Raw genomic sequence first — 26,386 nt, 5'->3', positions numbered from 1 at the left:
TTCGCACCGCGCCATCGTGAATTAGCTTCGATGGGGCATGTGAGATGGCGCTGACAGGGCTGACAGCGCAAATGATAGTGGGATCCGGGGCCATGGGGTCGGACGCATTTGAGTCCAAGCGGTTGGGGGGACTGATTCCCGGAGCGGGTGGTCCCCGACCAGGGAATGAGCTTTCAGGCAACGCAAGCCGCGACGCACTCGACCCCTTTGCGGGTGTCGGCGAAGGCAACGCCGTCGATCTCGTCGAGATCAGCGGTGTTATCAAGTGGTTCGATGCTTCCAAGGGTTATGGCTTCATCATTCCTGACAATGGCGCAGCCGACGTGCTCCTGCATGTGACCGTGCTTCGCCGCGACGGCTACCAGACGGCCTATGAAGGTGCCCGTGTGGTCGTTGAATGCACCCAGCGGTCCAAGGGCTATCAGGCTTTCCGCGTTGTCTCGATGGACGAGTCGACTGCCATTCATCCCGCGCAGATGTTGCCGCCGCGCACTCATGTCAGCGTGACGCCTACCAGTGGCCTCGAGCGGGCGCAGGTGAAGTGGTTCAACCGGCTGCGTGGCTTCGGCTTCCTCAGCTGCGGCGAAGGCACGCCGGATATCTTCGTCCACATGGAAACCCTGCGCCGCTTCGGCATGACCGAGCTGCGTCCCGGCCAGTATGTGCTGGTGCGCTTCGGGCCCGGCTCCAAGGGCATGATGGCTGCCGAGATCCAGCCCGAAGGCGGTACGCCGGGTCTTTCGTCGCACTAAGCCGTCCGCGGTTTTCCAAGTTTCTTGCGGGTTTCCTGCCAGCCTTGCCGTCGAGGCCATCACGCGGCTGTGCATCACGACCGTCTGGCGCTGGCACGCGTCGTCAGGCTAGGGTCGCGCCGCCCGGCGTCCTGACCGGGCTCTTTGCGTGGATTGCCCTTCATGAGTCTGTTTCGCTTCGCCGCCCGCTGCCGCCTCTCGATGCTGGTGGTGATCGCCGCTCTGGCCATTGTCTGCCCTCACAAGCCAGCCGCAGCCGCCGAATTCCAGCCGCTCGAAATCGTCACCAAGTCAGGTGTGCGGATGTTCTCCGTCGAAATCGCCAAGACCGACGAGGAGCGGGCGACCGGTCTGATGTATCGCAAGGAGCTCGCGGACGGCCGCGGCATGCTGTTCGACTTCACGCCGGAGCAGCAGGTCTCCATGTGGATGAAGAACACCTTCGTTTCGCTCGACATGGTCTTCATTACCGGCGACGGCCGGGTGCTCCGGATCGCGGAGAATACCGAGCCACAATCCCTCAAGATCATTTCATCGGGAGGCCTGGCACGGGCTGTTCTCGAAGTGGTCGCAGGCACCGCCAAAAAATACGGAATCGCGCCGGGAGACCAAGTGGTCCATCCGCTGTTCAAGAAGCGCTAAGTCATTGAATATTATGGGGGATGGTCGGGGCACTAGGATTCGAACCTAGGACCTGCGGTACCCAAAACCGCCGCGCTACCAGGCTGCGCTATACCCCGACGATGCGGTGTCGATACACGCTTAGGCCGGGGGCAGCAAGGCATCTGCCGGCGATTTCTCGCCTGTCCCGCACCATGTTCGACAACGGGTCTATTCTGCGGCTTTCGACGGCGATGCCTGCTGTTCTGACGCTGCGGGAGCAGCCGGCTTCGGCAACGGCTTGTCCTGCTTCTTCGACCACGAGATGTAATAGGCCACGCAGGTCATGATGCCGATGCCGGCGGCGCTGACGAATATTTGCGCGAGCAACGAGCCAGACGACATCATCAGCTGGAAGTGGCCGACGAAGGACAGGAACACGCCGACGCAGAATACGGCGAGCGACTGCTGGCCGCATTTGATGAGCGGCTGAAACACCGGCCACTCCAGGCCTTTCCATTCCTTCGGCACGAAGCGGGTGACGAAGAAGGCAATGATCACGAAATGCAGCACGCGATAGGGCGCAAGGTTGGTCTTGTCGTTTGGATTGAACGCGTCGAACAACCAGTCCGGCATGATCATGTGGCCAGTGTCCGGGAAGCGACCGGCCATGGTCATGACAAGCGAGAACAAGAGATAGGCGATGCCGAAATACAGCAGCACCTTGGAGCGGATCACCGAGCGTGACTCGAGCGCGCCGCCGAGCGCGAACCAGGCGCCGAACACAAACAGTAATTGCCAGGTGAACGGGTTGAAGTACCAGACGCCGTAGGGATAGGCGGGCAGATTCCAGCCGAACTGGCGTGCCGCGAAATACAGCGCCAGCGACGCCAGCATCGTCAGATCCGGCTTGCGCAGCATCATCCACAGCACCGGCGGGAACAGGCCCATCAGCACAATATAGAGTGGCAGCACGTCGAGATTGAGCGGCTTGAACTTGAGCAGCAGACCTTGCGTCAGCGTCTGGATCGGATTGTCGACCAGACCGGCAACGTTGAACTCGTTGATGATGTCGGGGTCGTTATAGCGCTGCGCCACATAGCCGATGGCGGCGATGTAGATCACGAACAGGATAACGTGGGCGACATAGAGCTGCCAGACCCGCTTGGTGAGGCGCGTAGCGCCGACGATGAAGCCCCGCTCCAGCATCATCTTGGCGTAGACGAAGGACGCCGTGTAGCCGGAGATGAAGACGAACAGATCGGCCGCATCGGAGAAGCCATAGTTCCGGGTGGTGACCCAGTTCACCACATTGTCGGGGATGTGATCGAGGTAGATCGCCCAGTTGGCGATACCGCGGAACAGGTCCAGCCGAAGGTCTCGGCCTTTGGGGGGAAGGATGGCGTGAATATCCATGGGTGCCGCTTCAGGAGCCCTTCGTGATGCCGAATTGCGAGATCAGATAGACCGCTTCGTGCCCCGATTGTCACGACGCCGTGGAACGAATATACACAATAACGAAGCCGCCAAACGACGGAATCACGGATCAAATTCGTGACAATTGGATATACCAGCCCCGCCGTTTTCACCAATTTGTCGCAGTGTCGCAGCTGACCAAGGCCGATCCCGAGACGCTAATCCCGAGACGAAGGCCCATCCTTAAAAGGCTATCGCATTCCATGACCGCACGTATCTTCAAAGCCCCCAAGAATGCCATGCAGGCAGGCCTCGCCAAGACCAAGGACTGGCAGCTCGATTATGAGCCGGAGCAGGCGCGGGTGATCGAGCCCCTGATGGGCTGGACGTCGTCCGGTGACATGAAGCAGCAGCTGTCCATCCACTTCGACAGCAAGGAAGAGGCGGTCGCCTACTGCGAACGCGAAGGCATTGCCTATCAGGTGATCGAGCCCAAGGTGCGTGCGCCCCGGACCATCGCCTATGCCGACAATTTTGCGTTCCGCCGCTCGGAGCCATGGTCGCACTGACGACCGGTTTGCGGGCAAATCAGCCCCCGTAACGTCCCAAATCTCACCCTGACCAGCACCGAAAGTTAGGGTTGCGTCCCGCTACGACGGGGTGACACCATCATGGCAGGCCCGTTGCCGGGCCGCCGTGCAAACAAGAAACAGACCCTGCAGGAAACGGAAGCCGATGTCGCTTCGCTCCACGATCGATCCCACCTCGGCCGAGTTCAAGCGCAATGTCGATGTGATGAAGGCGCAGGTCGCCGAACTCAAGGACAAGCTCGGTGCGGTCGCCGGCGGCGGCGGCAAAGCGTCCCGCGCCAAGCACACCGCGCGCGGCAAGATGCTGGCCCGCGAGCGCGTCGATCTACTGATCGATCCCGGCACAGCTTTCCTCGAACTCTCGCCGCTGGCCGCCAACGGCCTCTATGGCGGCGATGTCCATTCCGCCAGCGTCATCACTGGCGTTGGCCGCGTGTCGGGCAGGGAGTGCATGATCGTCGCCAATGATGCGACCATCAAGGGCGGCACTTACTATCCGATGACGGTGAAGAAGCATCTGCGCGCGCAGGACATCGCGCGGCAGAACAATCTGCCGTGTATCTATATGGTGGACTCCGGCGGTGCGTTCTTGCCGCAGCAGGACGACATCTTTCCGGATGAGCGCCATTTCGGCCGCATCTTCTACAATCAGGCGCAGATGTCGGCGCAGGGCATTTCGCAGATTGCTGTCGTGATGGGCTCGTGCACTGCCGGTGGCGCCTATATGCCGGCGATGTCCGACGAGAGCATCATCGTGCGCAATCAGGGCACGATCTTCCTCGGCGGTCCGCCGCTGGTGAGGGCCGCAACCGGCGAGGTTGTCACCGCCGAAGAACTTGGCGGCGCGGATGTGCATTCGCGGCAGTCTGGCGTCACCGATCACTACGCACAGAACGATGGTCACGCCATCGGCATCGCGCGAAAAATCGTCGCGACGCTGAAGCCACCACAGCGGGCCACACTGAACATGCAGGCGCCCCGCGATCCCGTATACGCGGCTGAAGAACTCTACGGTGTCATTCCTGCCGACGCGCGCAAGCCGTTCGACATGCACGACATCATCGCGCGCATTGTCGACGGCTCCGAATTCGACGAATTCAAGAAGCTCTACGGCACGACGCTAATCTGCGGCTTCGCGCATATCTGGGGCTTCCCGGTCGGCATCATCGCTAACAACGGCATCCTGTTCAGCGAGAGCTCGCTGAAGGGCGCGCATTTCATCGAGCTCTGCTGCCAGCGCAACATCCCGCTGGTGTTCCTGCAGAACATCACCGGCTTCATGGTCGGCAAGAAATACGAAGCCGGCGGCATTGCGCGCGATGGCGCCAAGCTGGTGACAGCTGTCGCCACGGCCAACGTCCCGAAATTCACTGTGGTGGTTGGCGGCTCCTACGGCGCCGGCAATTACGGCATGTGCGGCCGCGCCTACAGCCCGCGCTTTCTGTGGATGTGGCCCAATGCCCGTATCTCGGTGATGGGCGGCGAGCAGGCAGCGATGGTGCTGAGTCAGCTGCGCCGCGACAATATCGAAGCCAAGGGCGGCACCTGGTCGACCGAAGAGGAGGAAGCGTTTCGCAAGCCGACACGCGACCAGTTCGAGACCCAGGGCAGCCCGTATTACGCAACGGCGCGCCTCTGGGATGATGGCGTGATCGATCCCGCAGATACGCGCCTGGTGCTCGGACTTGGTTTGTCAGCGTCGGCCAATGCGCCGATCGAGCCGACGCGCTTCGGCCTGTTCAGGATGTGATGATGGCCAAAGCCGAAATCTCAAAAGCTTTATATCGCCGCTTTCGCACGCTCCTGATCGCCAATCGCGGCGAGATAGCCTGCCGCGTCATCCGTACCGCGCGGGCCATGGGCTTGCGCACCGTCGCGGTCTATTCCGAGGCAGATGCCAATGCGCTGCATGTCGCGGAAGCCGACGAGGCCGTGTTGATCGGCCCAGCGCGTGCGCGCGACAGCTATCTCAATATCGAGCGCATTCTCGAAGCTGCAAAGAAGACCGGCGCCGAGGCGATCCATCCCGGCTACGGCTTTCTCTCCGAGAGCGCCGAGTTCGCGCAGGCTTGTGCCGATGCCGGCCTGATCTTCGTTGGACCTACTGCGGAGATGATCACTGCGATGGGCTCGAAGTCGGGCTCCAAGGCGCTGATGGAGAAGGCTGGCGTGCCGCTGGTGCCGGGCTTCCATGGCGAAGCGCAGGACGACGCGACATTGGCCAAGGCAGCCGACAAGATCGGCTTCCCGGTTCTGGTGAAGGCCTCAGCGGGCGGCGGCGGGCGTGGCATGCGCGTGGTGCGCTCGGCTGTTGAACTGGCTCCGGCCATCGTCAGCGCCAAGCGCGAAGCCAAAGCAGCGTTCGGCGACGACCGCATGCTGATCGAGAAGTATGTCGACAATCCCCGCCACATCGAGGTGCAGATCGTCGGCGACAGCCACGGCAATCTGGTCTCGCTGTTCGAGCGCGAATGTACGTTGCAGCGACGGCATCAGAAGGTGATCGAAGAGGCGCCGTCGCCGACGTTGAACGGCGCGCAGCGTGAGGCGGTTTGCGCGGCTGCACGCAAGGCCGCAGGCGCGGTGAACTATGTCGGCGCCGGCACTATCGAATTCGTCTCTGACGGCAAGGACGTGTTCTTCATTGAGATGAACACGCGCCTGCAGGTCGAGCATCCCGTCACTGAACTGATCACCGGCGTTGATCTGGTCGAATGGCAGCTCCGCGTGGCGTTCGGCGAAAAGCTGCCGCTGTCGCAGGACCAGATCAAACTCAACGGCCACGCCATCGAGGCGCGGGTGTACGCCGAGAACCCGCACAAGAATTTCATGCCGTCGGTCGGCAGGATCCGCACCTGGCGCACGCCCGCTGAGACGAACGGCTTGCGCATCGATGCTGGCTATCGCGAGGGCGATGCGGTGTCGCCGAACTACGACGCCATGCTCGCCAAGGTGATCGCCTGGGCGCCGACGCGCGATGCGGCGATCAACCGGCTCAATCGTGGGCTGGAAGAAACCGATATTCGCGGCATCGTCACCAACACGCCGTTCCTGTCGGCGCTTGTGACGCATCCGGATGTGCGGGCCAACACCATCGACACCGGCTTTATCGAGCGTGAATTGAAAGTGTTGACGCCGGACTCGGCGGCGCCTGGCGATCTCGAACTATGCGCGGCCGTCGCCGCCATCGTCGCAAGCGAAGAGCAGGCAGCACGGGCTGCCGGTACCTCGCCCTGGCTGACGGCTGGCTGGATGCCGGTCGGGCGTCGCCAGCGGGTGTTCAAATTCAAGCATGGTTCGGACGAGCAGCGCGTGACGTTGAATTACGGCAGCGGTCCTGCAACGATTTCGATCGGCACTCGCGAGCTGGGGTTCGAGACGGCTGCGGCCGATGACGGGCATTTCGATCTGACACTGGACGGAGCACGCTCGCACATCGTTTCGGTGATCGAGGGCCACGAACTCTACCTGCGTACGCGTCACGGCCGTTTCGACATGCATTGGGTCGATCCGTTCGGCGGCGACGATGAAGAGCAAGTCGGCGAGGACAAGATCGTTGCGCCGTTGCCCGGCACCGTGGTGGCGCTGCTGGCGGAGGAGGGCGCGACCCTTGAGAAGGGCGCTGCTATCCTGACCTTGGAAGTCATGAAGATGGAGCAGACCCTGCGCGCGCCGTTCGCCGGCGTGCTCAAGCGCATCAAGTGCAAGGTTGGCGATATCGTTGGAGAAGGCGTCGAGCTTGCGGAAGTCGAGCCGAGCGCCTGATCCTCTGAAAGACGTGTGAGATTGAAACAAGCATGAGTGATCAGGTTCGTATCGTCGAGGTCGGCCCGCGCGACGGTTTGCAGAATGAAAAGATGCCGGTGTCGGTCGAAGACCGCATCGCCTTCGTGAAGGCGTTGGTCGGGGCTGGCCTGCATACGGTCGAGGTCGGCTCGTTCGTGTCGCCCAAGGCGATCCCCAAAATGATGGGTTCGGATCAGGTCTTTCTCGGCGTGCGCGATTTGCCCGGCGAATTCCATGTGCTGGTGCCGAACGAGAAGGGCTATGAGGGCGCGAAGGCGGTCGGCGCGAAAGTCATCGCGGTGTTCGCCTCGGCCTCGGAAGGCTTTTCGCGTGCCAACATCAATTGCTCGGTCGCCGAATCCATCGAGCGCTTCAAGCCGGTGATCGAGCGCGCCAAGGCCGACGGCATCCGCGTGCGGGGTTACGTGTCCTGCGTTCTCGGTTGTCCCTATGATGGCGACGTCGTGCCGCAGGCGGTCGTCGATGTCTCGAAGACGCTGTTTGATCTCGGCTGCTACGAAGTCTCACTCGGCGACACGATCGGTGTCGGGACGCCGTCGAAGGCGCGGCAGATGCTGCGCGCCGTTGCTGGCTCGGTTCCCATGCCGAAGCTCGCGATGCACTTCCACGACACTTATGGTCAGGCGCTGGCCAATCTCTATGCCGGGATGGAAGAAGGCTGTCGCGTTGTCGACAGCGCTGCCGGCGGTCTCGGCGGCTGTCCCTACGCGCCTGGTGCGACCGGCAATGTCGGCACCGAAGATGTGGTCTACATGCTGGAAGGCATGGGGATTGCCACAGGCGTCGATATGAACAAGCTGCTCGCTGCGACCAACACCATCAGCGCTCTGATCGGCCGCGCGCCTGTCAGCCGTGTCGCTTCGGCACTCAACGCGAAGACGCGCTGAGAGCCACCTGGCGGACGACAAGATACGTCAGGCCGGGACGTCCAGCGCGAGCTTGAGGAGGTTCGCGGTGAGCGGCGTCTTGGCGACATAGTCCTTCCATGCCGTATCGCGCGCGATATCGCGCCACTTGCCGACGGTCGCAGCGTCGAGCGCGCTGACCTTGGCGCCGGCCTTCTCATAGACCCTGGACACTTCGACATCGTCCTGCTGCGCGCCCGCCTTGCCGAAGGCTTCCATCTCGGCGCCGACCGAGACCAGAATATCCTGATGTGCTTTCGGCAACTTGTCGAACACAGTCTTGGACATCATCAGCGGCTCAAGCATGAACCAGTAGGACGCACCCGCGCCGGAGGTCAGATGCTTGGCGACTTCGCTCAGCTTGAATGAGATGAGGCTGGTCGATGACGTGATGCCGGCATCACAGGCGCCGCTCTTCATCGCTGCGTAAATTTCGTTGGACGGCATTGAGAGCACGCGCGCGCCGGCAGTCTGCAGCATCATGTTCATCTCGCGCGAACCGCCACGTACCGTGAGCCCCTTGGCGTCCTCAGGGACAACCAGCGGGCGCGAGCGGCTAGCCACGCCGCCGGCCTGCCAGACCCAGGTCAGCAGCATGATGCCCTTGTCGGCGAGAATGTCGCTCAATGCCTTGCCGATCGGCAGGTTCTTCCAGCGCAGGCCCTGATCGTAGGTCGAGACCAGACCGGGCATCAGGCCGATATTTGCCTCCGGCAATTCATTGCCGGCATAAGGCAAGGGATAAAGGCTGAGATCGAGAGTCCCTTTGCGCATGGCGGAAAATTGCGCATCCGCCTTGATCAGCGACGAATCCGGATAAACCTCGGCAACAAGGTCGCCGCCACTCTGCTTGGCAATGGCAGCTGCGAAAGTGCGGACCAGACGGTCGCGGAAGTCGCCGTTGTCGATGCTGCCGCCGGGAAACTGGTGCGAAATCTTCAGTGTAGTCGCTGCCTGCGCCGTACCGACACCGCAACGGAGGATCGCAGGCACGGCGAGGGCCGATCCAAGGATGTGGCGGCGAGTCAGCATGCGTAACTCCTGAAAGTGTTCGTCTGGTGCCGGGCGGGACAAAATGCGCCCGCGTCCTGTTGCTCCGTCACCGCGCGTCCCTTCGTTTATACAATCCGAACCGGCGGGCAAGTGATGTTGCGTCGCACGCAATGGCTATCGGATGCATCATCAAGACTTTTTTGATGCGACGTAACAAACCGCGACCTCCGTACGTCTGGTTCATAGCGACAGACGTCGCGCTTCAGAAATGGATCCGAGGAAAAACATCATGACCATCTCCACCAGGTTTGCGCTCGGCGTGTCCGCCGCGCTCGTCTCGCTCAGCCTCGCGCTGGCACCTGCCGCCTTCGCTCAAGACAAGATGAGCAAGGATGACGGCATGAAAAAGGACACCATGTCGAAGGGCGACGGTATGAAGAAGGATGCCATGTCTCACGACGGTATGAAGAAGGACGATGGCATGAAGAAAGACGGCATGATGAAGAAGGAAGACGGAATGATGAAGAAGTAACGTCTTCACACGCATCGCTGTGACGGGCCCGTCCGCGCGACGGGCTTGTCATGTTGCGCTGCTCGTTGCTGGACCTGAAAACTCGGCATAGCCTCCGCGCAGAAGAAAATGCCTGGGGAGGCCATGATGAAAAAAGAACGACGCGTCGTCGTTGCGGCGACTTGTCTGATCGCGGCAACGCTCTTTCCAAGCGTGACGACATGGAGCGCCACTGACGAGATGGGCTTTGTGCGCATCAATCAGGGCGAGGAAGTCTGGAAGAATCCGTTCGGTGTCGGCGTTGAAGTTGCGACACTTTACGGAGATCCCTCCAAGCAAGGCATCTATGTTCTGCGGATCAAGTGGCCGCCCGGCATCATGAGCAAGCCGCACAAGCATCCGGAAGATCGTCACGTCGTGGTGCTGTCGGGCACCTGGTACACCGGCACGGGCGAAGCCTTCGTGCCCGAGAAATCGATCCCGATGAAGACCGGCGGCTACATGGTGCATCCCGCCGGTGCGGTGCATTGGGACGGGACACGGGAAGAGGGGGCCGTGATTCAGATCACCGGCTACGGCCCGAGCGGCAACAATTTCGTCAAACCCGACGAGCCGCAATTCGGCAAAACGAACTGACCTCGGACAATCAATTCAGGCAGCGTGCCATCGGATGATGGCACGCTGATCTCGTGCTTATTTACGCTTCTTGCGGGCGGCGTAGCGGGCGTCGCGGGCGGCTTTCTGCTGGGCTTCCAGCGCGGCCTGGGCAAGCGCGGCTTCTTCCTTTTCGCGCGCAGCCTGGGCTACAGCGGCGGCGGCTTCTTCGGCTTCGCGAGCCTTCTGGACGGCCTTCTCAGCGTCGCGGATGGCCTTGGCTTCCGCGCGTGCGACGGCAGCGGCTTCGCGCTCGGCGGCGCGCGCCTTCACGGCAGGATCATCGGGCCCCGGTGCTGCCTTGAATTTGTTCAGAATGTTCTTCTTGGCTTCGATCGCAGCCTTCTGGCGATCCGCGAAGCTGGGTTCCTTAAATGACATGAACGAGGCCTTGTCGCTTTCTTCGGTTTGGGGTGGGTCATTGTCGGGTGCGGCAGCCGGGCAAACACCCAGGCAATGGCCGAAACTCCGCTGCGGTTTACAGCCGACAGCGCGGCAACGCATCAACTATCTGCGATTTACGGCAATCTTACGCATGATTTGCCGGCAAAGAGGCCTGCGCGAGGCTGGGGCGGAGCTTGCGCCGGGGTGATCCGCGTATATCCGCAAATCCCGGGAATCGGGCATGTTTTGGTCATCCGGCGATTTGGAGCGCGCGGAGCAGGCCGCCTGCGCGGCGCGAGGACTGACATGGATGCCCAGAAGACAGCCGTCGATGCCGTGGTCATTCTGACTGGCTGTGATCGCGACATGGTGACCCACTTCATTCGCAGCCTGTATCTGGCGGGCGTTCGCGACCCCAAGCGACTGACTTTCAAAGGGCTGCAATTCGCAGCAGAAGCAGGCGCTTAGCAACATTTGTAGCCAAAATGGCCATGTTGTGGCTTTGCAGTGGCCGTGCTGCTGCCTTGAACCTGCGGTGCCCTCGGGCTGACTGATCAGGAACTTTCCGCGAAACGCGGAGTTCCTGTCGCCATCGGGAGTTATCCATGCAAGCAGCCATCGATCGCGTCATCCGCTCGTTCAGCTTCAAACATCCGGCCTCGCTCGTAGAGCCGATGTCGGACAGTCGCTCGATCCAGGCAAGCGATGAGGCGACAGAGTTGGCGACCCGGTTGCTTGAAAATTACAAGGGTCAGCTGGCCCGACGCAGCTCGAAGCCTGACTGAGGGCCGATTCAAGCATCCTCATTGAGCGATTTCCATGAATCGCGGCTTCGGGATTCGGCATTGCCAGGACTTGCGTTGTGGTGCGATGAGGGGGCATGACTGCGCCGCTCGCAGACCCAACCATCCAGGAGACATGATGCGAAACTCCCAGCGTGCCGTTAGAGCTACGGCCGTCGCGCTCAGTGCGGCCATGATCGTGGCCGTGTCCGACGTCTCCCTTTCTTCCGCCATGGCGCAAGCGCCTCAAAAACAAGCGCCGCAGAAAATGGCGCCAGCCGCAGGAAAAACCATGACCACAGCTTCAGGCCTCAAGATCGAAGACACCACCGTTGGCACCGGCGCCACGCCGGCCAAGGGCCAGACCTGCGTGATGCATTACACCGGCTGGCTCTATGAGAACGGCGTCAAGGGCAAGAAATTCGACTCGTCGGTCGATCGCAACGAGCCGTTCGAGTTCCCGATTGGCATGTCCCGTGTCATCAAGGGCTGGGACGAAGGCGTCGCCACCATGAAGGTCGGCGGCAAGCGCACGCTGATCATTCCGCCAGATCTCGGCTATGGCGCGCCTGGTGCTGGCGGCGTGATCCCGCCAAATGCGACGTTGATCTTCGACGTCGAACTGCTCGGCGTCAAATAAGCCCGATCAAACGACCTATGCCTGCGCGATTCTGCGCAGCAACGTCCGTGAAGCTTCCTCGCCGGCATAGATGTCGGCGAGGGGCGCTGCCTTCGCGATGAAGGGGGCCTTGTCCGGCGTGACAAATGTCACGCCCATCGCTTCGACCTGCAGGCGCGTTTGCGCCTCGAATGCTGTCCACAGCTTGTTCATGTGATGATAGGACAGGGCGGCGGCTTCGCGGATGATCTCCCGCTGTTTCGCCGTCATGCTGTTGAGCCGGCCGGCGCCAACCAGCAGTACATCCGGGATCATGGTATGTTCGTCGAACGAGTAGTGCGTCGCGACTTCGGCATGTTTGCCGACGATCAGCGCCACGACGCTGTTCTCTGCACCATCGACCAATCCCGACTTCAGCGCGACATAGACATTGCTCCATGACAGCTCGATGCCTTCGGCACCGAACAGCTGCATCAGCTTGACCATCGTCTCAGACGGCTGGATGCGGATTTTCATGCCCTTGAGATCGTCGGGATGCAGAATCGGTTTTCGGCCATAGAAGCTGCGCGCGCCGGCATCGTAGAAGGTCAGGCCGGTGAGACCCGCCGATGTGGTTGAGGCCAGAACGTCGCTGCCGATCTCGTTGCTCGTTACTTTCAGCCAATGGGAGCGATCGCGGAACGTGAAAGGCAGGTTGAGAACCTTATAGACGGGATGGAAGCGCTCAAGCACGCTGGCGCTGACTTTCAGGAAATCCAGTTTGCCGGCCTGTACCTGCGACAGCAGGTCGACTTCCTGACCGAGCTGCCCGTCCGCAAACAGCGCGATGTCGAGTTCGCCCTGCGAACGCTCGCGCGCCAGATCGGCAAAGTGCTGCATGGCCGGGTGGACGGGATGGGTGGTCGGAAGGCTATGGGCGAGGCGCATCTTCAGCGGTTCGGCGCGCAGGACTGCAGGGCAGGCGATCGCCATTCCCGCAGTCAGCAAAAGTCGGCGCCGAGAAAGCATTGTCTGCCCCGTGTCCTGGCTGGAATCTGATGCAAGCGTCGGCGCGTCCCCTGCGCCGGACACCATGTTACGTCGGAACCGGAGAAGTTTAAAGTCTGCCGCCAGCTACTTTGGGGCGATTGGCCTGGAGCAGGGCGACATAGCGGTTCTTGGCATCGGGCGCGACGGCACCGCGGCTGGTGAGATGATGCACGCAATTCAGCGCCAGATCGAACGAGCCGTAGCAATGATGCGCGATCAGTGCGAGGTGCTTGAGCTGCTCGCTATCCATCGCCTCGGCCTGGATGAAATCCCGGACATAGACGACATCGGCCTCGACGAGTTGATTGATGGCAGCAGCAGGGTTGGGGCCCATCATCGGCGCGATCATCTTCTTGTTGATGGCCGCGAACATGTGCGGAATGAAGCCGAGGCTGCGCAGTTCGAGATCGATGTCCCCGAACACCGGCTGCTTCTCATAGAGCGGCACGAAGGAGACTTCGGTCTGAATGGCGACGGCCTTTGCCAGTTTGCTGCGACCGTTCCTGAACACCGACAGTTCGCCACCCTGAATGTCGATCTTCAAGAGATCGATGTGCTCGATTTCGGCGATATCGTCGAGCCGCTGTGTATCGAGCGGGAGCCTGTCGACGACACGTCCGAGTTCGGTAAAATTCGGAAAGTGCGTGAGTGTTTTCGGCTCAGGCTGCAGCAGGCTGGCAAAGCCGATGCCGCGGCAGATGTTCAGCGTATGGCTGCCGCCATCGCCGACGGCATAGGGCAGGTAGGTTTCCAGCGCGCTCTTGCGCTGCTGCAACTTCACTAGTGCCTGCGGATGCGGATCGAAGCCGGTAACGCGGCAAAGTCCGCTTTGCAGCATCGGCTTGTAGGGCGGATCGCCATCGATGGGATTGGCGCCGATGTCGACGACATCGGTCATCCGTGCTGGCTGGAGCAGCGCGGATAAACCATCATCGTTGCGTCGAATCGCGCCGTGCATGCGTACCTTTCCTGTGAATGGTGCGACAATGCGTGCTTCGGCGGGCGCGATCTGTGTGTCAGAACGTCGCGCGACAATTCGGACGGTCTGGGCGCTTGCGCCGAAAATGGGGGATGGAATGAAGCACAAACAGAGAGACGACGCCGCCCCATCCATCATTCGCCACTGTTCTGGATTGGCGTGCTTCTGTGCCTGGCAGCGATCGTCATCTATGTGATGTCCTACGACCTGTCATGGCCGGTCGCCAAATAACGACGCTCACGCTTTCTTTGGCTTCTTCTTTGTCGAGGTGTTCAGCGCCACCGCAGCGCGAATGAGCGCCTTCAGCGCCTTTTCGTCCAGCTTATCGCCTTCGTGAATATCGATGGCCCGCCGGGTGTTGCCGTCGAGGCTGGAGTTGAACAGGCCTGACGGGTCATCGAGCGATGCGCCCTTCGCGAAGGTCATCTTCACGACCGCCTTGTAGGTCTCGCCGGTGCAGATGATGCCCGCGTATTCCCAGACCGGAACGCCGCGCCACTTCCATTCCTCGACCACGTCCGGGACAGCCTGCCTGATGATCTTTCGGACGGAAGCGAGCATCTCGCCGCGCCAGTCACCCAGCTCCTTGATCTTCGTGTCGATCAGCGCGGAGGGAGAACCTGTCTCGTTGATCTCCGTCGATTCGCTGGGCGTCTTTTTTGCCATGCGCTCCCCCTCAGACGTCCGGCGCCATATAGCCGTGTTGGTGGTGCTTATCTACGTGTCGTGAAAATAACCCCGGCCTGTTTCCGGCGTCCAGCCTTCCACCACAGACGGACGAGAAATCGCTGCGTATTGCGTATTGCGTATTCCGGATCGCGAACCAATTCCGGTGTCACGAATTGCGTATAGCCTTGAGTCACCGGCGCTTTGCGTGATTCGTAGCGTTTTTCTTATCCAGTTCAGTCGCGTTCGAGAGCATTCCGCCCGTCACGGCGTGTTTGCTGTCGTCAACTGTGTCGCGACCATTTCTGCTGAATGGAAAGGCAGATTTTTAAGATGTGCTGCGTTAGTCGTGACAGTAGCAGTCGCCAAGATGACTCGGAGGAGTCCGGATATGACGTATCGCCACGCTGTCGCTCTCGCAGCTGTCCTGTTGGGGGGCGTCGGCGCCGCCCATACCCAGACCCTGCCATCCTACATGGCGCCGATTTCCGGGTTGACCGCGACAACGCCTGCCGAGACCGCCACCAAGGACATGCTCGCGCTCAACACCGGCATGTTCGAGCTCTACGGCGACGCAGCCAAAGTCTTCCGCACCAATATTCTTGCCAAGCATCCCGTGATCCTCGGCCTGTTCTCCGGCGCCGGCGGCAAATTCACGCTGTACCAGCCCGGCAAACCGCCGCTCGACGCGCCCTCGGTGCCGATGGTCTATCAGCTGCTCAAGTCGGTCGGGCACAGCACCATGGCGCTGGCCGAGGTGGTCGGCCCCTATGTGAACAATCCCGATAACAAATCCTGGCTCGGTTCGATGAAGGCCTATCGCAGCCGCATGCAGTCGGCGCTGGATGGCCTCGATCTCACGCCCATGCAGGCTGACTGGCGCGACAACAACCGTACCATCCTGCAGAATAACCTGACTTTCATGGACGAGTGCATCGCCAAGGGCGTCATCCCCTTCGATACGCTGGAGACATTTGGCAAGAAGCAGGCGCCGTTCCTTGCGAAGAACGTGACTTGGGCCGCGCAGACCCAGGTCAATCACTGGATGACCGTGCTGGGCGACTGGAAGAAGATGCTGGGTCCCGATTGGGACAAAGCCTATGCCGCGAGCAACACGATTTATGTGGCACGGCAGAACAACGTGCTGTTTAGCGTGCTGGCCCAGTTCTTCCCGCCGGAGGCCATCAACGATCGCCTGCTGCTGATCGAAACCGTGTCATTTACCACCACGCAGGCCGATATGCTGGAGTCGCTGACCCGCATTATCGCCGATCGCTCGGTGGGGTCGCTGTTCTTCGGCAACTATCACCTGATGGATTATGAATTGATGGGGGGCGACGCCCGCGCAGCCATCATCGCCGAGAGCGCCAAGCGCGGCATGACGCCGTTCCTGCCGCCCGTGGTGCCGTTCGGCTCGAACCAGTGGCCGACGCTGATCACGACCGGGCCGGGGCCGGCCACCATCGCCGATCTCAAGTAATCGGCGCAGCGGCGGACGGCTGTCGATCAGGGGTGGAAGCATGCGGACTTCGCGTCGCGAGTTTATGAAATGGGTATCGGCGGGCGGTATTTCGCTCAGCCTGTCACATCTAGCTGCGGCGGAGCCGGTGGCGTTCCCGGCACGCGAGACACTGCCGGGGCGGGGCAAGCTCAATCCCGCTATCGGCGGTGCCGGTCGTGTCGATGGCGTTGCCAAGGTCACGGGCTCGAAACTCTATGCGTCGGATTTCCGGGCGAATGACCTGCCGGGCTGGCCGGAAAGGACTTCGCACGCGATTTTGGTGCGCGCGCCTGATGCCACTCATGTCTATCTTGGCATGGACCTCGCGCGGCTGAGCGGGGCGCTGAAGCCTACGGTGATCGTCACCGCGGCGGATCTCGCCAGGATCAACACCCGCGTTCCCGCCTATTATGAAGGCGATCTGTTCTGTCCCGTCGGCAAGACGCCGCTCTATATGGGCCAGCCCGTTGCGCTGCTGATCTTTGAGCAGTTCGACACCTATGACCGCGCGCGGATCGCCTTGCGCGACGGCACCTTCGTGCAGTTTGGCGAGGAGACCGGCCCGATCGTAATGCCGAATTATGCGGCGTATCGTTTCACCCGCGTTGCCGGCGCCACGCCCGATGCGCCAGATGTCTACTCGCCGGTCCTTGCCGGCTGGGTCACGCCCGGCCGTACCCAGGCGTCCGCGCTGCCGGTATGGTCCTCGACCGCGCACAAGAACGAGGCCGGTTACGAGAAGGCCGCGGTCTATGGCGACCAGATCCGTGCCGAGATCGCCGCCAGCGAGTCTTCGGCTCTGGTACTGGACCGCACCTTCGATACGCAGTCTGTCGATCCGATGTTTATGGAGCCGGAATGCGGGCTGGGCTGGTACAGCGCAAAAGACAAGGCGCTCGAACTGGTGCTGGGCGTGCAGTCGCCCTATGAAGCGGCGGAATCAATCGCGTTTCTGCTTGGCGAAACCAAGGCGCCGTTCAAGCCGAGTGCGATCAACGCGCAATTCGCCTATGTCGGGGGCGGTTTCGGCGGCCGCGACCATACGCCATTCATTTTCTATGTGACGCTGGCGGCGATATTTTTCCCGGACCGTCCGGTGCGGCTGGCACACGATCGGTATCAGCAATTTCAGGCTGGCATCAAACGCCATGCCATCAAGATGCGCTCGCGCATGTCTGTCGATCGCGCCTCCGGCAAGATCACGGCGTTCGCCGCCGATCACGTGCTCGATGGCGGTGGTCTCGCCAATTTCTCGGCCAATGTCGCCACCTGCGCCGCAACGGCCGCGATTGGTATCTATGACGTGCCGAAGGTCGATGTGACGACTGTGGCAGAGCATACCCGCGGCGTGACCGCGGGCTCGATGCGCGGCTACGGTTCGCTGCAGACCATGACCGCGCTGGAAGTTCTGATCGACGAGGCGGCGCTTGCGCTGAAGCTCGATCCCATCGACTTCCGGCGACGCAATGCCCTGAAGCAGGATGGCCGCACCATGACCGGCAATCCCTATATCGTCTCGGTGCGGAGCTTAGAGGTTCTCGACAAGCTCGAGCAGCACGCGATCTGGAAGCAACGAGCTGCAGAGAAGGCGCGCGCGACCAGTGGCATACTGGTCGGCACCGGCGTCGCCTGCGTGACCAAGGACTACGGCACCGGCGGCGATAGTTCTAACGGTCGCGTTGAACTCAGCCCCGACGGCAGGATCGCGATTTTCTGCGACCATGTCGAGATGGGTAACGGCATCGGCACGGCGCTGGCCAATCGCGTGGCATTGCATCTCGGCAGCATCGCTGACGAGGTGGCGGTGTCGCAGGTCGGCGTGTTCGATGCGCTGGAGCTGGTGACCTCCGGCGATTGCTACACCATGGACCAGAAGACCCAGGACAAGGCCGAGAAGGATCCGCGCTGGGTGCCGTCGATCAGTTCGGCCACGTCAGCCTCCATCGGCGCCCATGTCGGTACCCATGCCGCGGCGGAAGCTGCGCGGGTGATCTTCCGCTTCGGTCTGTGGCCGGCGGCGCTGGCGCTATGGAATATCGGCCCGCGCGATCCACGCGCCAAGGATTTCACCAAGGCGCAGTGGAAGGACGGGCAGCTCACAATGGTGGGCTTGCCGTCGCTGCCCCTAGCGAAACTCGCCGCGACCGCCCATGCGCGCAATCTGGTCACCGGCGCCGTGGCGCACGGGTTCTCGCGCTGGTCGTGGGCACGCGCACGTTTCCCCATTAACGGCGAGCAGTATCGCGCCGAGATCGACGGGCTCGCGCTGCGTCGTGGCGCCGGCAAATTCACGCGCATCAACCGTGCCAGCGTGTTGTTCCCGCCAACCGATAACAACCGGATGGGCACGGCCTATACAGCGGCATGCGGTGCAACAGTCCGGGTCGAGATCGAGAAAGCGACCGGCGTGCTGCGCATCGCCAAAGCCTATACCGCATTCGAATGCGGGCAGGCGCTGGTGCCGGAGGTCGTGATTGGCCAGGCACAAGGCGGCTTCGCCATGGGCGTCGGTTACGCACTTTTGGAAACGCTGCCGCCGTTTGAGGGCGGACCCGGCAACGGGCAATGGAATCTCGGTCAATATCTGGTGGCCAGGGGATCAGACCTGTCGCTGCGCGACGTCGAGATTGAGCTGATGCCGCCGCTGACACCGGACGAATTGCCGAAGGGCATGGCCGAGGTGGTGATGATCCCCATCGTGCCGGCATTGCTCAACGCCATCCATGACGCCATCGGTCACCGCTTCGCGGCGCTGCCGGTGACACAGGCCATGCTCAAGGGAGCGCTCGCGTGACGACACTGGGCATCACCATCAACGGACAGGTCCATGCGCCCACGGAGGTCCGCGACGATCTCTCCATGAACGACTTCCTGCGCGAATATCTGGGCATGACCGGCACCAAATTCGGCTGCGGCGCCGCGCAGTGCCTGAGCTGTGTCGTGATCGTCGACGAGCCCGACGGCACCTGCCACACCAATCCGACCTGCGTGACCTCGGCGGCGAGCTTCCACGGCAAGACCATCCGCACGGTCGAGGGCCACGCCAAGAACGGCGAGCTGTCGCCGTTGCAGAAAGCCTTCATCAGGCATTTCGCGTTCCAGTGCGGTTACTGCACCGCCGGCTTCCTCAATGAGGGGCAGGTGCTGCTCGAGCAGATGGCCAAGACGCCTGTGCCGCGCGCGGGCCTTGAAGAGCGGATCGCCGAAGCGCTCGACGGGCACCTGTGTCGTTGCACCGGCTACTTCAAGTATCATGAGGCCGTGCTCGATGTGATCCTCAGCGACGCGAAGCGCTATCTCATTCAGGAGTCGCGCGGATGAGAGCCGAGACACGCGTCAAGACTCTGGTTGTCGTCGCGACGCTCGGGATGAGCATGCTCACGGCCTATGCGGCCGGGCAGGGCGCATCGAAAGGGCTGGCTAGCCCGGAGAGTTTCAATGGCATCGCCGATATCAATGCACGCTCGGCGGCGATCTTCACCGAACTCGGCAAGGTCCTGACGCATCCGCGCTGCGTGAACTGCCATCCCGCCGGCGACATGCCGCGTCAGGGCGATGCGCGCCGTCTGCATCAGCCGCCGGTGACGCGTGGCCCGGACGGTCATGGCACCGCGGCGATGCGCTGCAACTCCTGTCACAAGGATGCCAATTTCGAACCCGGCCGTATCCCCGGTCATCACGAATGGCACCTCGCGCCGCGCGAGATGGCGTGGGAAGGCAAGACCGTCGCCGAGATCTGCGCGCAGATCAAAGACCCCGCGCGCAATGGCGGCCGCAAGGTCGAGGATCTCATCGACCACATTGGCAAGGATACGCTGGTCGGCTGGGCCTGGGCGCCTGGTTACGGACGTGCACCTGCGCCGGGCACACAGGCTGAGGCGGGCGCTCTCGTGGAAGCATGGGCGAAGACCGGCGCGGCCTGTCCAGGCTGATGCCACGACGCCATGTCTGACCCAGTCCCGTTTGTCTCTGTAGACGGGCCCGGCGCCAACAGATTGTATGTTCGTTACGCGGGAACTCTCTGAATAGAAATCCATTATCCGGTCTGAAAAACCGGAGGTGTGTCATGAAGCAAGTGCCCGACGCTGAAGAAAACCGCCGGCTGGGGAAAATCCAGTCTGACAAGGCTGGCAAGCTCCCCGAGGGCGATGCCAAGCAGGCTCACTTGAAGAAAGCTCGAGACTACGAAGCGGATGCTCGTTCGAGGGCTTGGCGGGACTCCAATCTCAAGTCTCCGAAGTAATGATCGGGAACGATTGTACGCTAACTAACTTAGGAGGAGTGCCATGTTGGCTCTCGAGGTTTCGGAATGCCGACAGTGCTGGTTGTTGAGGATGAAGCCCTCATTCGGGATTTGATCAGCGAAGAATTGGTCGAATCAGGCTTCGATGTTTTGCAGGTCGGCGACGCCAATCAGGCAATTGCCGTCCTAGAGGCCCGCCAGGATATCCACCTCGTATTCACGGATATCGATATGCCCGGCTCCATGGATGGCCTCAAGCTAGCTGCTGCTGTTCGTGACAGGTGGCCACCGATCCACATTATTATCACAACTGGGAAGGCGAGGCCCATGACGATTCCGGCCAACGCGCTTTTCATTCCGAAGCCCTACCTGACCACGGCGGTGATATCTGCGATGCGGACGTTCGAGAACATGCGTTAGGTGGCTGGCGTCGGCAATTCGATTCCGGTACCGCGCATCTGCTGCGCTGGTGGAAGCCTCTGCCTAAATCATACGGATAACCTTCTCGGCATCCGTATAAGCCTCTTCTTCTGATGGGAAATCCTCAGACGTGACAACGCTTTTCAATGCAACGCCATTCATGGTCAGGACGGCTCCATCTTTGCGGGAAATAGCTGCACGCCAGAATCCTGGCCGTCGCTGGTAAGCGAGAATGGAGAACTGAGCTTTATTTGCCATTGTAATGTTCGGCGCCTCAAAGGCGGCCGTGTCAAGGCCGGCAAATTTGGCGAAGTCGCGCGCGCCGCAGCTGGGCTTGATGTGAGCTAAGTGAACTCTCCTAAGCATCCGGCGTTAATGGATGTTGGGAGCAAGTTTCTCGCTCGTTATCAAGAAGGTATCCGCGGCCTCAGTTTCCGAGCGAGTTCGGAACTTGGCGTCATCGGGCCGGTTAAGGCAATGGCCGGCATCCTCGCGAGGGCGTGGCTATGCCGGCCTCACCCAAGGGAGAGGCAGATGAAAGTAACACGCCAAGTTGTACTAGTTTGTGCAGCCACGCTGGGTCTCGGTAGCGCGTCGGTCCAAGCGGGTCCATGCAACACCAGCAAAACGACTGAAATGCGCGACGCTGGTTCGGGCCCGACTCCAGGCAACACCGGCTCGACTGTCGGTGCAAATTCCAAAACTGATCAGCACCCGCCGACGAGCGCCATGAACCAACAGTCCGGGAATATTCCTGCTTCGTCTGAGGATGCCCAGAAGCAAATGCAAGGGAAGCCAACTGCGGCGCAGCAGGCCGACGGGGCGAAGGCTCAAGGCAGCGACTGCTGATGTTCATGACGAACCGGCCTTCAGCACGCGGGGCATTCATCGCTTAGGCTGTCGAGCACGTTCTACTCTTGCCTAAGAACGTGCAGTGTTCCGCGAGCGACAGAGCGTAATCTACTTGGTGCTGTGTCGCGGCCGCGTGTAACCGGCTCGTCGCATGACGCGATCGCTTGGGCTTCCATCAGTAAATCGGCCGCCGGCATTCCAGGCCATGGTCAGACCTTCTCGCCTGAAATCTATCCGCTCGAGGGCTCGTCGGGATCCCCTCCGTTCAAGTGCAGTCCAGCGCGTTCCTCAACCTGCCAAGCTTCTTCCTGGTATTTCGCCGCCAAAACATTCAGCCGATCTGATACTGACCGAAATCCGACGAATTTGGCGAACTCTTTGCACCTTCGAGACATGGCCCTCAATTGAACTGCTGTTGCGATCGCTTTTCGTTGGAGCTTTGTGGGAGCCATCGACGTCCTAGGTTTCACCGCGCGACAAACACTCCACCATTTCGCAAAACAGCGGGCGCGTTGAACCAACGACAAGAAGATGAGTGTAGTTCCATGAGACAAAGTATCGCAAGGCCCGCGAAGAGCGGGCCTATCGATATCGGGCCATCAGCTTTCGCGTGCTAGTTCGAAAGATGCGGCGCAGCTCGCATTGAAAAAGTTCCAGCGTTGCCGAAATGAAAGACCTAGCGTGACGCGTGAATGTGAGAAGGTTCAGCAGCATCTGGCAGAGTTGGCTGGTTACAGTCAACGTGATGGTCGCTGATCAAATCAAGCGCCCGATGCTTCCACCTTTCGGCTTCGGCTAGAAATTTCCAACTTTCCTCGGGAAAAAACGAGGCGCGCTGTCGACACATGCTCTCCATTGCTCGTGCATGTAGAAGCTCTTTCATCGCTTCCTCCCCACTTCAGAACAGACCTCATTCTGCGCTCCACAAATCAGACGTAAAGAGCCTCGGAGAAATAAATCGCCCGAAATACCGTAGAGATCTGCATCAGGAGCGCTGCTTCCGTGCGGATCAATCTCAGTAATCGAATATCGTTCCGAGCCGATTCCGGCGCCATAGGTTGCTCTGCGGCGCAACAAATTCGCGGTTGTGAAGGAGGTCACCTCCGAAACCGGTTTGGCACAGAAAGCGGTGCCAGAGCCGGTCCGACCGGCGCGCTTCAAGATGGATGGTCAGAGGATGCTGTCAAGCGACACTGCTGCGAGCGGTCTCTAATGCATTGCTGAGCTCGTGAAGCTCATAGGGTTTCCGCAATAGCAGAAACTCTGAACCTGATTTCCGGGAGGCGTCACTATAGCCCGTCGCAAGCACCACGGGCATGTGCGGGTGACTCCGTCTGAGATTGCGAGCGAGGCCGAGACCATCCAACTTTCCGGGCATCACAATATCACTAAATACAATGTCGATGCCGTCGCGTTCAATCTCGCGCATTGCGGATTCTGCGTCCGTTACCCATTTCACGCGATATCCCAGCTCTTCCAAAAGAACGGTGCTGGAGGTTGCGACATCTGGATTGTCTTCAACGAGAAGAACGGTGCCGGCACCTTCGGCCAGAACCTCTGCTTCATGCACGCCAGCATGGCCCTCTCCGCGCGGGAGCCGAATGACGATTTCCGTGCCTGCGCCGAGCTTGCTTTTGATTTCTACACTGCCGCCAGCCTGATTGACAAAGCCATGGACTTGCGAGAGCCCCAATCCCGTTCCCTTGCCGACAGGCTTGGTCGTGAAAAAGGGATCGAACACCTTCGCAATGACATCCTCAGGAATACCAGCGCCGGTATCGATCACTTTGATATTCACATGCTCGCCTATATCTTCTCCGTCCGCGACACGATGATTTTCTGCTGTGATCGTCAACGTGCCCCCGTCGGGCATGGCATCACGAGAGTTGATGCCGAGATTGATGATTGCGGTCTCGAGCTCGGTTGGATCCGCGAAGACCGGCCAGACTCCGGCGGGTACGGAGATTTCGAGCTTTATCGCGCTGCCTAGGACTGTGGCCAAGACTTCGCGTACAGCTTGCACAGTCTCTCCAACGTCAAGCAGCACCGGGTCGACTTGTTGGCGCCGCGCAAAAGTCAGCAGTTGGCGCGTCAGTGCTGCCCCGCGGCGAACGCTTGCCTCAATCGCTTCTGCTGCCTTGACCACGCGAGGGTCGATGGCGTGGCGCTTGATAAGCCGAGCGTTACCGGTAACCGCCATAAGCAGGTTATTAAAGTCATGTGCCACTCCACCGGTCAGCTGACCGAGCGCATCCATCTTCTGTGATTCAGCCAGCTGCCTTTGCATATTTTCAAGTTGCTGCACCGCCAGGCGTCGTTCTGTGATGTCGCGCGTAATCTTGGCAAAGCCGATCAACTCGCCTGCATCATTGCGGACGGGATCGATGACCACACTCGCCCAGAAAAACGTGCCGTCTTTGCGAACGCGTAAGCCTTCCTCCTCGTAACGGCCGTTTTTACGGGCAGTTTCTAGTGCACGCGCCGGCTTTCCCGCTTCGCGATCACCAGGGGTGTAAAATCGCGAGAAGTGCTGTCCGATAATTTCTTCGGGAAGATAGCCCTTGATTCGCTGGCCGCCCAAGTTCCAGCTGGTGATCCGACCTTCCGGATCAAGCATATACAAAGCGTAGTCGGTGACATTTCCCACCAGCAGGCGAAAATGGTTCTCGCTCTCGTTTAATGCGAAGCGCGCCTGCATCCGCTCGGTGATGTCCCGCGTGATTTTCGCGAAACCGACAAGCACACCATCTTCATAAATGGCATCAATGACGACGGAAGCGAAAAATCGCGAACCGTCCTTACGCATCCGCCAGCCTTCCGCTTCGAAGCGCTTGTCCCGCCGCGCGGCCTCTAGCGCAGCAGCGGGAAGTCCGGCTTCGCGATCCTCCGGGGGGTAGAAAACCGAAAAATGCTGACCCACGATTTCATCTGCGGAATATCCTTTGATCTTCTCGGCGCCTGTATTCCAATTTGATACAATGCCGTTCAAGTCCAGCAGATAGATCGCATAATCTGTGACGCCTTGAACGAGGAGCCGAAAGGCGCGCTCGCTTTCGAAAAGACCGCGTCCAGCGTTATTTGTCTCTGCCATCGTTCACTTCCCGCGAAACTACTAACGCGTGTCCAGTTTGGCGGTGCCCACAAGGCTGCACCGCTGTCGGCACGGCGACGGAGAGATCCGCAAGGTCTTCAGCGTAAGCCGTCATGCGCGGGACACAAGAAGACAGTTTTTGGCGGAGGCGGAACTAACGAAGTGCCAAGGAGTTAAACGTTGTTTCGGCGAAGTCGACGCGGCGCCGAAGAAGGCCGCCGCAGCTTTGAAAAATTCGTCGCGATCTGTCCAATCCACGATCCGTATATGATCAGTGCGATCACAACCGCCAATCCTGCAAAGACCCACGACTGCGTCTCTGATTGAGGCACGTTGACCGTGAAAAAAGTTACCGCGTTATAATGTACGGCAAGTCATTGAAAGTATTGAAACGGAAAATGACGTGGCGATCCCAGCAGGATTCGAACCTGCAACCCACGGAGTAGAAATCCGTTACTCTATCCAGTTGAGCTATGGGACCGGCGCGTCGTCATATCATCGTCGGTATGGCTTGGACAGACCGGGTAAATTGGCCGGATTCGGACACGGTTTTCAAGCGTTTGGGCGGTTGGTGAGCTGGCCTTTCTCTTGCTGATTGAGCGGTGAACCCGCGATTTCAGCCAGAAAGTGTGCCGACTTGATCCGCTTTTCGTCCCAAAACCGAACGTCCGTCTGTGCCTTTGACGTCGCTTCGATTCCTGTCCCGTTCGGGGATCGTCTCGCAGAGTCGGCGTCGGCAGACTGGCGGGCCCTAAGGCTCCGACGGCGGGGGCCGCGATGGTGGCTTGCCGTCCTTGCCATTGTCACTGGAGATGCCGCGCTGGCCGGTCTCGCCTGGCTCGCCGTCGATGTGGTCCTCAAATAGCTGTTCCGGGAAGCCGTATTGCCTGGTCACGAAACGGCCGGCCATATAGGAGAGCTGGCACGCGATCAGACATCCCGTCGTGACCGCGACGCCTCCCAGTGCCGAAAATCCCTGCCCCCATGTCACGACGACGGACAGGACCGCGACCAGCACGGTCGTCACGATAATGACCCATACGGGGCCGACAAGTCCGACGGCGAGGCCCGCCAGTGAACTTGTCGCCAAAAGAAGTTCGATCATGATGCGATGCGCCCAGAACGACCGAGCGGGCGGGCGATCGCCGTGATCATCCGGTGCCGCAAGGCACACCCATCTGACCGCAGCTGGAAGACTTGGGTACCCGAGATCTCCGGTCGTCCCCAACAGGCTGCTTTTAGTCTTAACGTGTCGCGTTTGATTAAAACGCGTAGGGGGCGATCGCGGGCCGGGCCGTCCGTCCGTGCGCGTATGACCCGTTGTAAAACTGTCACCAAAATCGTCGGCGCGTGCTCGAACCGTTTCCTACACAGGCGCGACCAATCGGCGGTGACGTGGCTTTGCTTTCGGCAGGGCCCGCCGCCATGATGCCCGCGGCTTGCGCGTGGGGCTGCGATTTGAGTTATCCGGGTTCGTCACATGATGTTGCCAGCAATCGTCGTGTCTCGCGTTGCGCCGGTCGAGAGACTCGCGAACAAGCTGGCCGTGAGTCCGTCACCGTTTTTACGCACATTTGAATCCAGGCGGCATT

Annotated in this window: 26 protein-coding genes and 2 tRNA genes; 17 read left to right on the top strand and 11 right to left on the bottom strand. The window is 60.6% G+C overall.

Annotation, left to right across the window (positions count from 1 at the left end):
• Nucleotides 1-92 precede the first annotated feature (92 nt).
• Complete coding sequence (locus tag AB8B20_RS04130; protein WP_170849667.1) at nucleotides 93-752, top strand: cold-shock protein; 660 nt, start codon at nucleotides 93-95, stop codon at nucleotides 750-752.
• A gap of 201 nt (nucleotides 753-953) precedes the next feature.
• Entirely contained in the window at nucleotides 954-1,394 is a 441-nt protein-coding gene (locus tag AB8B20_RS04125) for a DUF192 domain-containing protein (RefSeq protein WP_439073020.1), read from the top strand.
• 21 nt (nucleotides 1,395-1,415) lie between these two features.
• Here AB8B20_RS04125 and AB8B20_RS04120 read toward each other — a convergent pair.
• Both AB8B20_RS04120 and opgC read right to left on the bottom strand, forming a co-directional pair.
• Nucleotides 1,416-1,492 (bottom strand) — tRNA-Pro (locus AB8B20_RS04120).
• Nucleotides 1,493-1,583: 91 nt separating this feature from the next.
• Nucleotides 1,584-2,768 carry an OpgC domain-containing protein gene (opgC, locus tag AB8B20_RS04115; protein ID WP_439071770.1) on the bottom strand — a complete coding sequence of 395 codons (1,185 nt, stop codon included), beginning with the start codon at nucleotides 2,766-2,768 and terminating at the stop codon, nucleotides 1,584-1,586.
• Between the two features lie 263 nt (nucleotides 2,769-3,031).
• Between opgC and AB8B20_RS04110 the strand changes: the two genes are divergently transcribed.
• The 4 genes from AB8B20_RS04110 (at nucleotide 3,032) to AB8B20_RS04095 (ending at nucleotide 8,052) form a co-directional block, all read left to right on the top strand.
• Entirely contained in the window at nucleotides 3,032-3,337 is a 306-nt protein-coding gene (locus AB8B20_RS04110; RefSeq protein ID WP_089264254.1) for an ETC complex I subunit, read from the top strand.
• A 166-nt stretch (nucleotides 3,338-3,503) separates the two neighbouring features.
• Nucleotides 3,504-5,108 (top strand): carboxyl transferase domain-containing protein, encoded by a 1,605-nt coding sequence (locus AB8B20_RS04105; RefSeq protein WP_439071769.1) that lies wholly within the window; start codon nucleotides 3,504-3,506, stop codon nucleotides 5,106-5,108.
• 2 nt (nucleotides 5,109-5,110) lie between these two features.
• Entirely contained in the window at nucleotides 5,111-7,123 is a 2,013-nt protein-coding gene (locus AB8B20_RS04100; protein WP_439071768.1) for an acetyl/propionyl/methylcrotonyl-CoA carboxylase subunit alpha, read from the top strand.
• 32 nt (nucleotides 7,124-7,155) lie between these two features.
• Nucleotides 7,156-8,052: a hydroxymethylglutaryl-CoA lyase gene (locus AB8B20_RS04095; RefSeq protein ID WP_439071767.1), complete on the top strand. Its 897-nt coding sequence runs from the start codon at nucleotides 7,156-7,158 to the stop codon at nucleotides 8,050-8,052.
• Nucleotides 8,053-8,079: 27 nt separating this feature from the next.
• On the opposite strand, the gene dctP is transcribed toward AB8B20_RS04095, so the two are convergent.
• Nucleotides 8,080-9,102 carry a TRAP transporter substrate-binding protein DctP gene (dctP, locus tag AB8B20_RS04090; protein ID WP_439071766.1) on the bottom strand — a complete coding sequence of 341 codons (1,023 nt, stop codon included), beginning with the start codon at nucleotides 9,100-9,102 and terminating at the stop codon, nucleotides 8,080-8,082.
• Between the two features lie 250 nt (nucleotides 9,103-9,352).
• Here dctP and AB8B20_RS04085 point away from each other — a divergent pair, with 250 nt between their 5' ends.
• Both AB8B20_RS04085 and AB8B20_RS04080 read left to right on the top strand, forming a co-directional pair.
• Nucleotides 9,353-9,595 carry a pentapeptide MXKDX repeat protein gene (locus AB8B20_RS04085; RefSeq protein WP_309946173.1) on the top strand — a complete coding sequence of 81 codons (243 nt, stop codon included), beginning with the start codon at nucleotides 9,353-9,355 and terminating at the stop codon, nucleotides 9,593-9,595.
• Between the two features lie 126 nt (nucleotides 9,596-9,721).
• Complete coding sequence (locus AB8B20_RS04080) at nucleotides 9,722-10,210, top strand: cupin domain-containing protein (RefSeq protein ID WP_175368972.1); 489 nt, start codon at nucleotides 9,722-9,724, stop codon at nucleotides 10,208-10,210.
• Between the two features lie 57 nt (nucleotides 10,211-10,267).
• On the opposite strand, the gene AB8B20_RS04075 is transcribed toward AB8B20_RS04080, so the two are convergent.
• Nucleotides 10,268-10,609 (bottom strand): DUF6481 family protein, encoded by a 342-nt coding sequence (locus AB8B20_RS04075; protein WP_089264260.1) that lies wholly within the window; start codon nucleotides 10,607-10,609, stop codon nucleotides 10,268-10,270.
• A gap of 309 nt (nucleotides 10,610-10,918) precedes the next feature.
• On the opposite strand from AB8B20_RS04075, the gene AB8B20_RS04070 reads away from it, so the two are divergent.
• The 3 genes from AB8B20_RS04070 to AB8B20_RS04060 all read left to right on the top strand — a co-directional run bounded on the left by AB8B20_RS04070 (nucleotide 10,919) and on the right by AB8B20_RS04060 (nucleotide 12,034).
• A complete protein-coding gene (locus AB8B20_RS04070; RefSeq protein ID WP_199712063.1) occupies nucleotides 10,919-11,080 on the top strand; it encodes a hypothetical protein in 162 nt (53 codons plus the stop codon).
• 137 nt (nucleotides 11,081-11,217) lie between these two features.
• Nucleotides 11,218-11,397 (top strand): hypothetical protein, encoded by a 180-nt coding sequence (locus AB8B20_RS04065; protein WP_184516771.1) that lies wholly within the window; start codon nucleotides 11,218-11,220, stop codon nucleotides 11,395-11,397.
• 136 nt (nucleotides 11,398-11,533) lie between these two features.
• The gene (locus AB8B20_RS04060; protein ID WP_439071765.1) at nucleotides 11,534-12,034 is read left to right on the top strand and encodes an FKBP-type peptidyl-prolyl cis-trans isomerase; all 501 of its coding nucleotides are present in this window, start codon (nucleotides 11,534-11,536) and stop codon (nucleotides 12,032-12,034) included.
• Nucleotides 12,035-12,049: 15 nt separating this feature from the next.
• Here AB8B20_RS04060 and AB8B20_RS04055 read toward each other — a convergent pair whose 3' ends face one another.
• The 3 genes from AB8B20_RS04055 to AB8B20_RS04045 all read right to left on the bottom strand — a co-directional run bounded on the left by AB8B20_RS04055 (nucleotide 12,050) and on the right by AB8B20_RS04045 (nucleotide 14,687).
• Nucleotides 12,050-12,985: a TRAP transporter substrate-binding protein gene (locus AB8B20_RS04055; RefSeq protein WP_439071764.1), complete on the bottom strand. Its 936-nt coding sequence runs from the start codon at nucleotides 12,983-12,985 to the stop codon at nucleotides 12,050-12,052.
• A 124-nt stretch (nucleotides 12,986-13,109) separates the two neighbouring features.
• Complete coding sequence (locus AB8B20_RS04050; RefSeq protein WP_439071763.1) at nucleotides 13,110-14,000, bottom strand: FkbM family methyltransferase; 891 nt, start codon at nucleotides 13,998-14,000, stop codon at nucleotides 13,110-13,112.
• A gap of 258 nt (nucleotides 14,001-14,258) precedes the next feature.
• Nucleotides 14,259-14,687, bottom strand: coding sequence for a DUF1801 domain-containing protein (locus tag AB8B20_RS04045; protein ID WP_439071762.1), 429 nt, complete (start codon nucleotides 14,685-14,687; stop codon nucleotides 14,259-14,261).
• Nucleotides 14,688-15,078: 391 nt separating this feature from the next.
• Here AB8B20_RS04045 and AB8B20_RS04040 point away from each other — a divergent pair, with 391 nt between their 5' ends.
• From AB8B20_RS04040 to AB8B20_RS04015, 6 genes are all read left to right on the top strand, one after another.
• Nucleotides 15,079-16,167 (top strand): hypothetical protein, encoded by a 1,089-nt coding sequence (locus AB8B20_RS04040; RefSeq protein WP_439071761.1) that lies wholly within the window; start codon nucleotides 15,079-15,081, stop codon nucleotides 16,165-16,167.
• Between the two features lie 40 nt (nucleotides 16,168-16,207).
• Complete coding sequence (locus AB8B20_RS04035; RefSeq protein ID WP_439071760.1) at nucleotides 16,208-18,982, top strand: xanthine dehydrogenase family protein molybdopterin-binding subunit; 2,775 nt, start codon at nucleotides 16,208-16,210, stop codon at nucleotides 18,980-18,982.
• Nucleotides 18,979-19,509 carry a (2Fe-2S)-binding protein gene (locus tag AB8B20_RS04030; RefSeq protein ID WP_439071759.1) on the top strand — a complete coding sequence of 177 codons (531 nt, stop codon included), beginning with the start codon at nucleotides 18,979-18,981 and terminating at the stop codon, nucleotides 19,507-19,509. The genes AB8B20_RS04035 and AB8B20_RS04030 overlap by 4 nt, the downstream gene beginning before the upstream one ends.
• Nucleotides 19,506-20,120 (top strand): Isoquinoline 1-oxidoreductase subunit, encoded by a 615-nt coding sequence (locus AB8B20_RS04025; RefSeq protein ID WP_089264270.1) that lies wholly within the window; start codon nucleotides 19,506-19,508, stop codon nucleotides 20,118-20,120. The genes AB8B20_RS04030 and AB8B20_RS04025 overlap by 4 nt, the downstream gene beginning before the upstream one ends.
• Nucleotides 20,121-20,254: 134 nt before the next feature.
• Nucleotides 20,255-20,431, top strand: a complete 177-nt coding sequence (locus AB8B20_RS04020) for a hypothetical protein (RefSeq protein WP_170849671.1) — start codon at nucleotides 20,255-20,257, stop codon at nucleotides 20,429-20,431.
• A gap of 66 nt (nucleotides 20,432-20,497) precedes the next feature.
• Nucleotides 20,498-20,851: a response regulator gene (locus AB8B20_RS04015; protein ID WP_089264271.1), complete on the top strand. Its 354-nt coding sequence runs from the start codon at nucleotides 20,498-20,500 to the stop codon at nucleotides 20,849-20,851.
• Between the two features lie 63 nt (nucleotides 20,852-20,914).
• On the opposite strand, the gene AB8B20_RS04010 is transcribed toward AB8B20_RS04015, so the two are convergent.
• The 4 genes from AB8B20_RS04010 to AB8B20_RS03995 all read right to left on the bottom strand — a co-directional run bounded on the left by AB8B20_RS04010 (nucleotide 20,915) and on the right by AB8B20_RS03995 (nucleotide 25,899).
• Nucleotides 20,915-21,109: a hypothetical protein gene (locus tag AB8B20_RS04010; RefSeq protein ID WP_089264272.1), complete on the bottom strand. Its 195-nt coding sequence runs from the start codon at nucleotides 21,107-21,109 to the stop codon at nucleotides 20,915-20,917.
• A gap of 1,777 nt (nucleotides 21,110-22,886) precedes the next feature.
• On the bottom strand, nucleotides 22,887-24,794 hold the full coding sequence (locus tag AB8B20_RS04005; protein ID WP_175368983.1) for a hybrid sensor histidine kinase/response regulator: 1,908 nt from the start codon (nucleotides 24,792-24,794) through the stop codon (nucleotides 22,887-22,889).
• A gap of 404 nt (nucleotides 24,795-25,198) precedes the next feature.
• A tRNA-Arg gene (locus tag AB8B20_RS04000) sits at nucleotides 25,199-25,275 on the bottom strand.
• A gap of 270 nt (nucleotides 25,276-25,545) precedes the next feature.
• The gene (locus AB8B20_RS03995) at nucleotides 25,546-25,899 is read right to left on the bottom strand and encodes a hypothetical protein (protein ID WP_439071758.1); all 354 of its coding nucleotides are present in this window, start codon (nucleotides 25,897-25,899) and stop codon (nucleotides 25,546-25,548) included.
• Between the last annotated feature and the right edge of the window lie 487 nt (nucleotides 25,900-26,386).

The sequence above is a fragment of the Tardiphaga sp. 866_E4_N1_4 genome, assembly GCF_052076075.1.
Classification (GTDB): domain Bacteria; phylum Pseudomonadota; class Alphaproteobacteria; order Rhizobiales; family Xanthobacteraceae; genus Tardiphaga; species Tardiphaga robiniae.
The sequence above is the reverse complement of the archived record's forward strand: the minus strand, read 5'-3'. Positions and strand labels throughout refer to the sequence as shown.

What these genes read in the sequence shown, in the direction of transcription:
- AB8B20_RS04130 (WP_170849667.1), top strand. Translation starts at nt 93, where the DNA reads ATGGGGTCGGACGCATTTGAGTCCAAGCGGTTGGGGGGACTGATTCCC.
- AB8B20_RS04125 (WP_439073020.1), top strand. Translation starts at nt 954, where the DNA reads ATGCTGGTGGTGATCGCCGCTCTGGCCATTGTCTGCCCTCACAAGCCA.
- opgC (WP_439071770.1), bottom strand. Translation starts at nt 2,768, where the DNA reads ATGGATATTCACGCCATCCTTCCCCCCAAAGGCCGAGACCTTCGGCTG.
- AB8B20_RS04110 (WP_089264254.1), top strand. Translation starts at nt 3,032, where the DNA reads ATGACCGCACGTATCTTCAAAGCCCCCAAGAATGCCATGCAGGCAGGC.
- AB8B20_RS04105 (WP_439071769.1), top strand. Translation starts at nt 3,504, where the DNA reads ATGTCGCTTCGCTCCACGATCGATCCCACCTCGGCCGAGTTCAAGCGC.
- AB8B20_RS04100 (WP_439071768.1), top strand. Translation starts at nt 5,111, where the DNA reads ATGGCCAAAGCCGAAATCTCAAAAGCTTTATATCGCCGCTTTCGCACG.
- AB8B20_RS04095 (WP_439071767.1), top strand. Translation starts at nt 7,156, where the DNA reads ATGAGTGATCAGGTTCGTATCGTCGAGGTCGGCCCGCGCGACGGTTTG.
- dctP (WP_439071766.1), bottom strand. Translation starts at nt 9,102, where the DNA reads ATGCTGACTCGCCGCCACATCCTTGGATCGGCCCTCGCCGTGCCTGCG.
- AB8B20_RS04085 (WP_309946173.1), top strand. Translation starts at nt 9,353, where the DNA reads ATGACCATCTCCACCAGGTTTGCGCTCGGCGTGTCCGCCGCGCTCGTC.
- AB8B20_RS04080 (WP_175368972.1), top strand. Translation starts at nt 9,722, where the DNA reads ATGAAAAAAGAACGACGCGTCGTCGTTGCGGCGACTTGTCTGATCGCG.
- AB8B20_RS04075 (WP_089264260.1), bottom strand. Translation starts at nt 10,609, where the DNA reads ATGTCATTTAAGGAACCCAGCTTCGCGGATCGCCAGAAGGCTGCGATC.
- AB8B20_RS04070 (WP_199712063.1), top strand. Translation starts at nt 10,919, where the DNA reads ATGGATGCCCAGAAGACAGCCGTCGATGCCGTGGTCATTCTGACTGGC.
- AB8B20_RS04065 (WP_184516771.1), top strand. Translation starts at nt 11,218, where the DNA reads ATGCAAGCAGCCATCGATCGCGTCATCCGCTCGTTCAGCTTCAAACAT.
- AB8B20_RS04060 (WP_439071765.1), top strand. Translation starts at nt 11,534, where the DNA reads ATGCGAAACTCCCAGCGTGCCGTTAGAGCTACGGCCGTCGCGCTCAGT.
- AB8B20_RS04055 (WP_439071764.1), bottom strand. Translation starts at nt 12,985, where the DNA reads ATGGCGATCGCCTGCCCTGCAGTCCTGCGCGCCGAACCGCTGAAGATG.
- AB8B20_RS04050 (WP_439071763.1), bottom strand. Translation starts at nt 14,000, where the DNA reads ATGCACGGCGCGATTCGACGCAACGATGATGGTTTATCCGCGCTGCTC.
- AB8B20_RS04045 (WP_439071762.1), bottom strand. Translation starts at nt 14,687, where the DNA reads ATGGCAAAAAAGACGCCCAGCGAATCGACGGAGATCAACGAGACAGGT.
- AB8B20_RS04040 (WP_439071761.1), top strand. Translation starts at nt 15,079, where the DNA reads ATGACGTATCGCCACGCTGTCGCTCTCGCAGCTGTCCTGTTGGGGGGC.
- AB8B20_RS04035 (WP_439071760.1), top strand. Translation starts at nt 16,208, where the DNA reads ATGCGGACTTCGCGTCGCGAGTTTATGAAATGGGTATCGGCGGGCGGT.
- AB8B20_RS04025 (WP_089264270.1), top strand. Translation starts at nt 19,506, where the DNA reads ATGAGAGCCGAGACACGCGTCAAGACTCTGGTTGTCGTCGCGACGCTC.
- AB8B20_RS04020 (WP_170849671.1), top strand. Translation starts at nt 20,255, where the DNA reads ATGAAGCAAGTGCCCGACGCTGAAGAAAACCGCCGGCTGGGGAAAATC.
- AB8B20_RS04015 (WP_089264271.1), top strand. Translation starts at nt 20,498, where the DNA reads ATGCCGACAGTGCTGGTTGTTGAGGATGAAGCCCTCATTCGGGATTTG.
- AB8B20_RS04010 (WP_089264272.1), bottom strand. Translation starts at nt 21,109, where the DNA reads ATGGCAAATAAAGCTCAGTTCTCCATTCTCGCTTACCAGCGACGGCCA.
- AB8B20_RS04005 (WP_175368983.1), bottom strand. Translation starts at nt 24,794, where the DNA reads ATGGCAGAGACAAATAACGCTGGACGCGGTCTTTTCGAAAGCGAGCGC.
- AB8B20_RS03995 (WP_439071758.1), bottom strand. Translation starts at nt 25,899, where the DNA reads ATGATCGAACTTCTTTTGGCGACAAGTTCACTGGCGGGCCTCGCCGTC.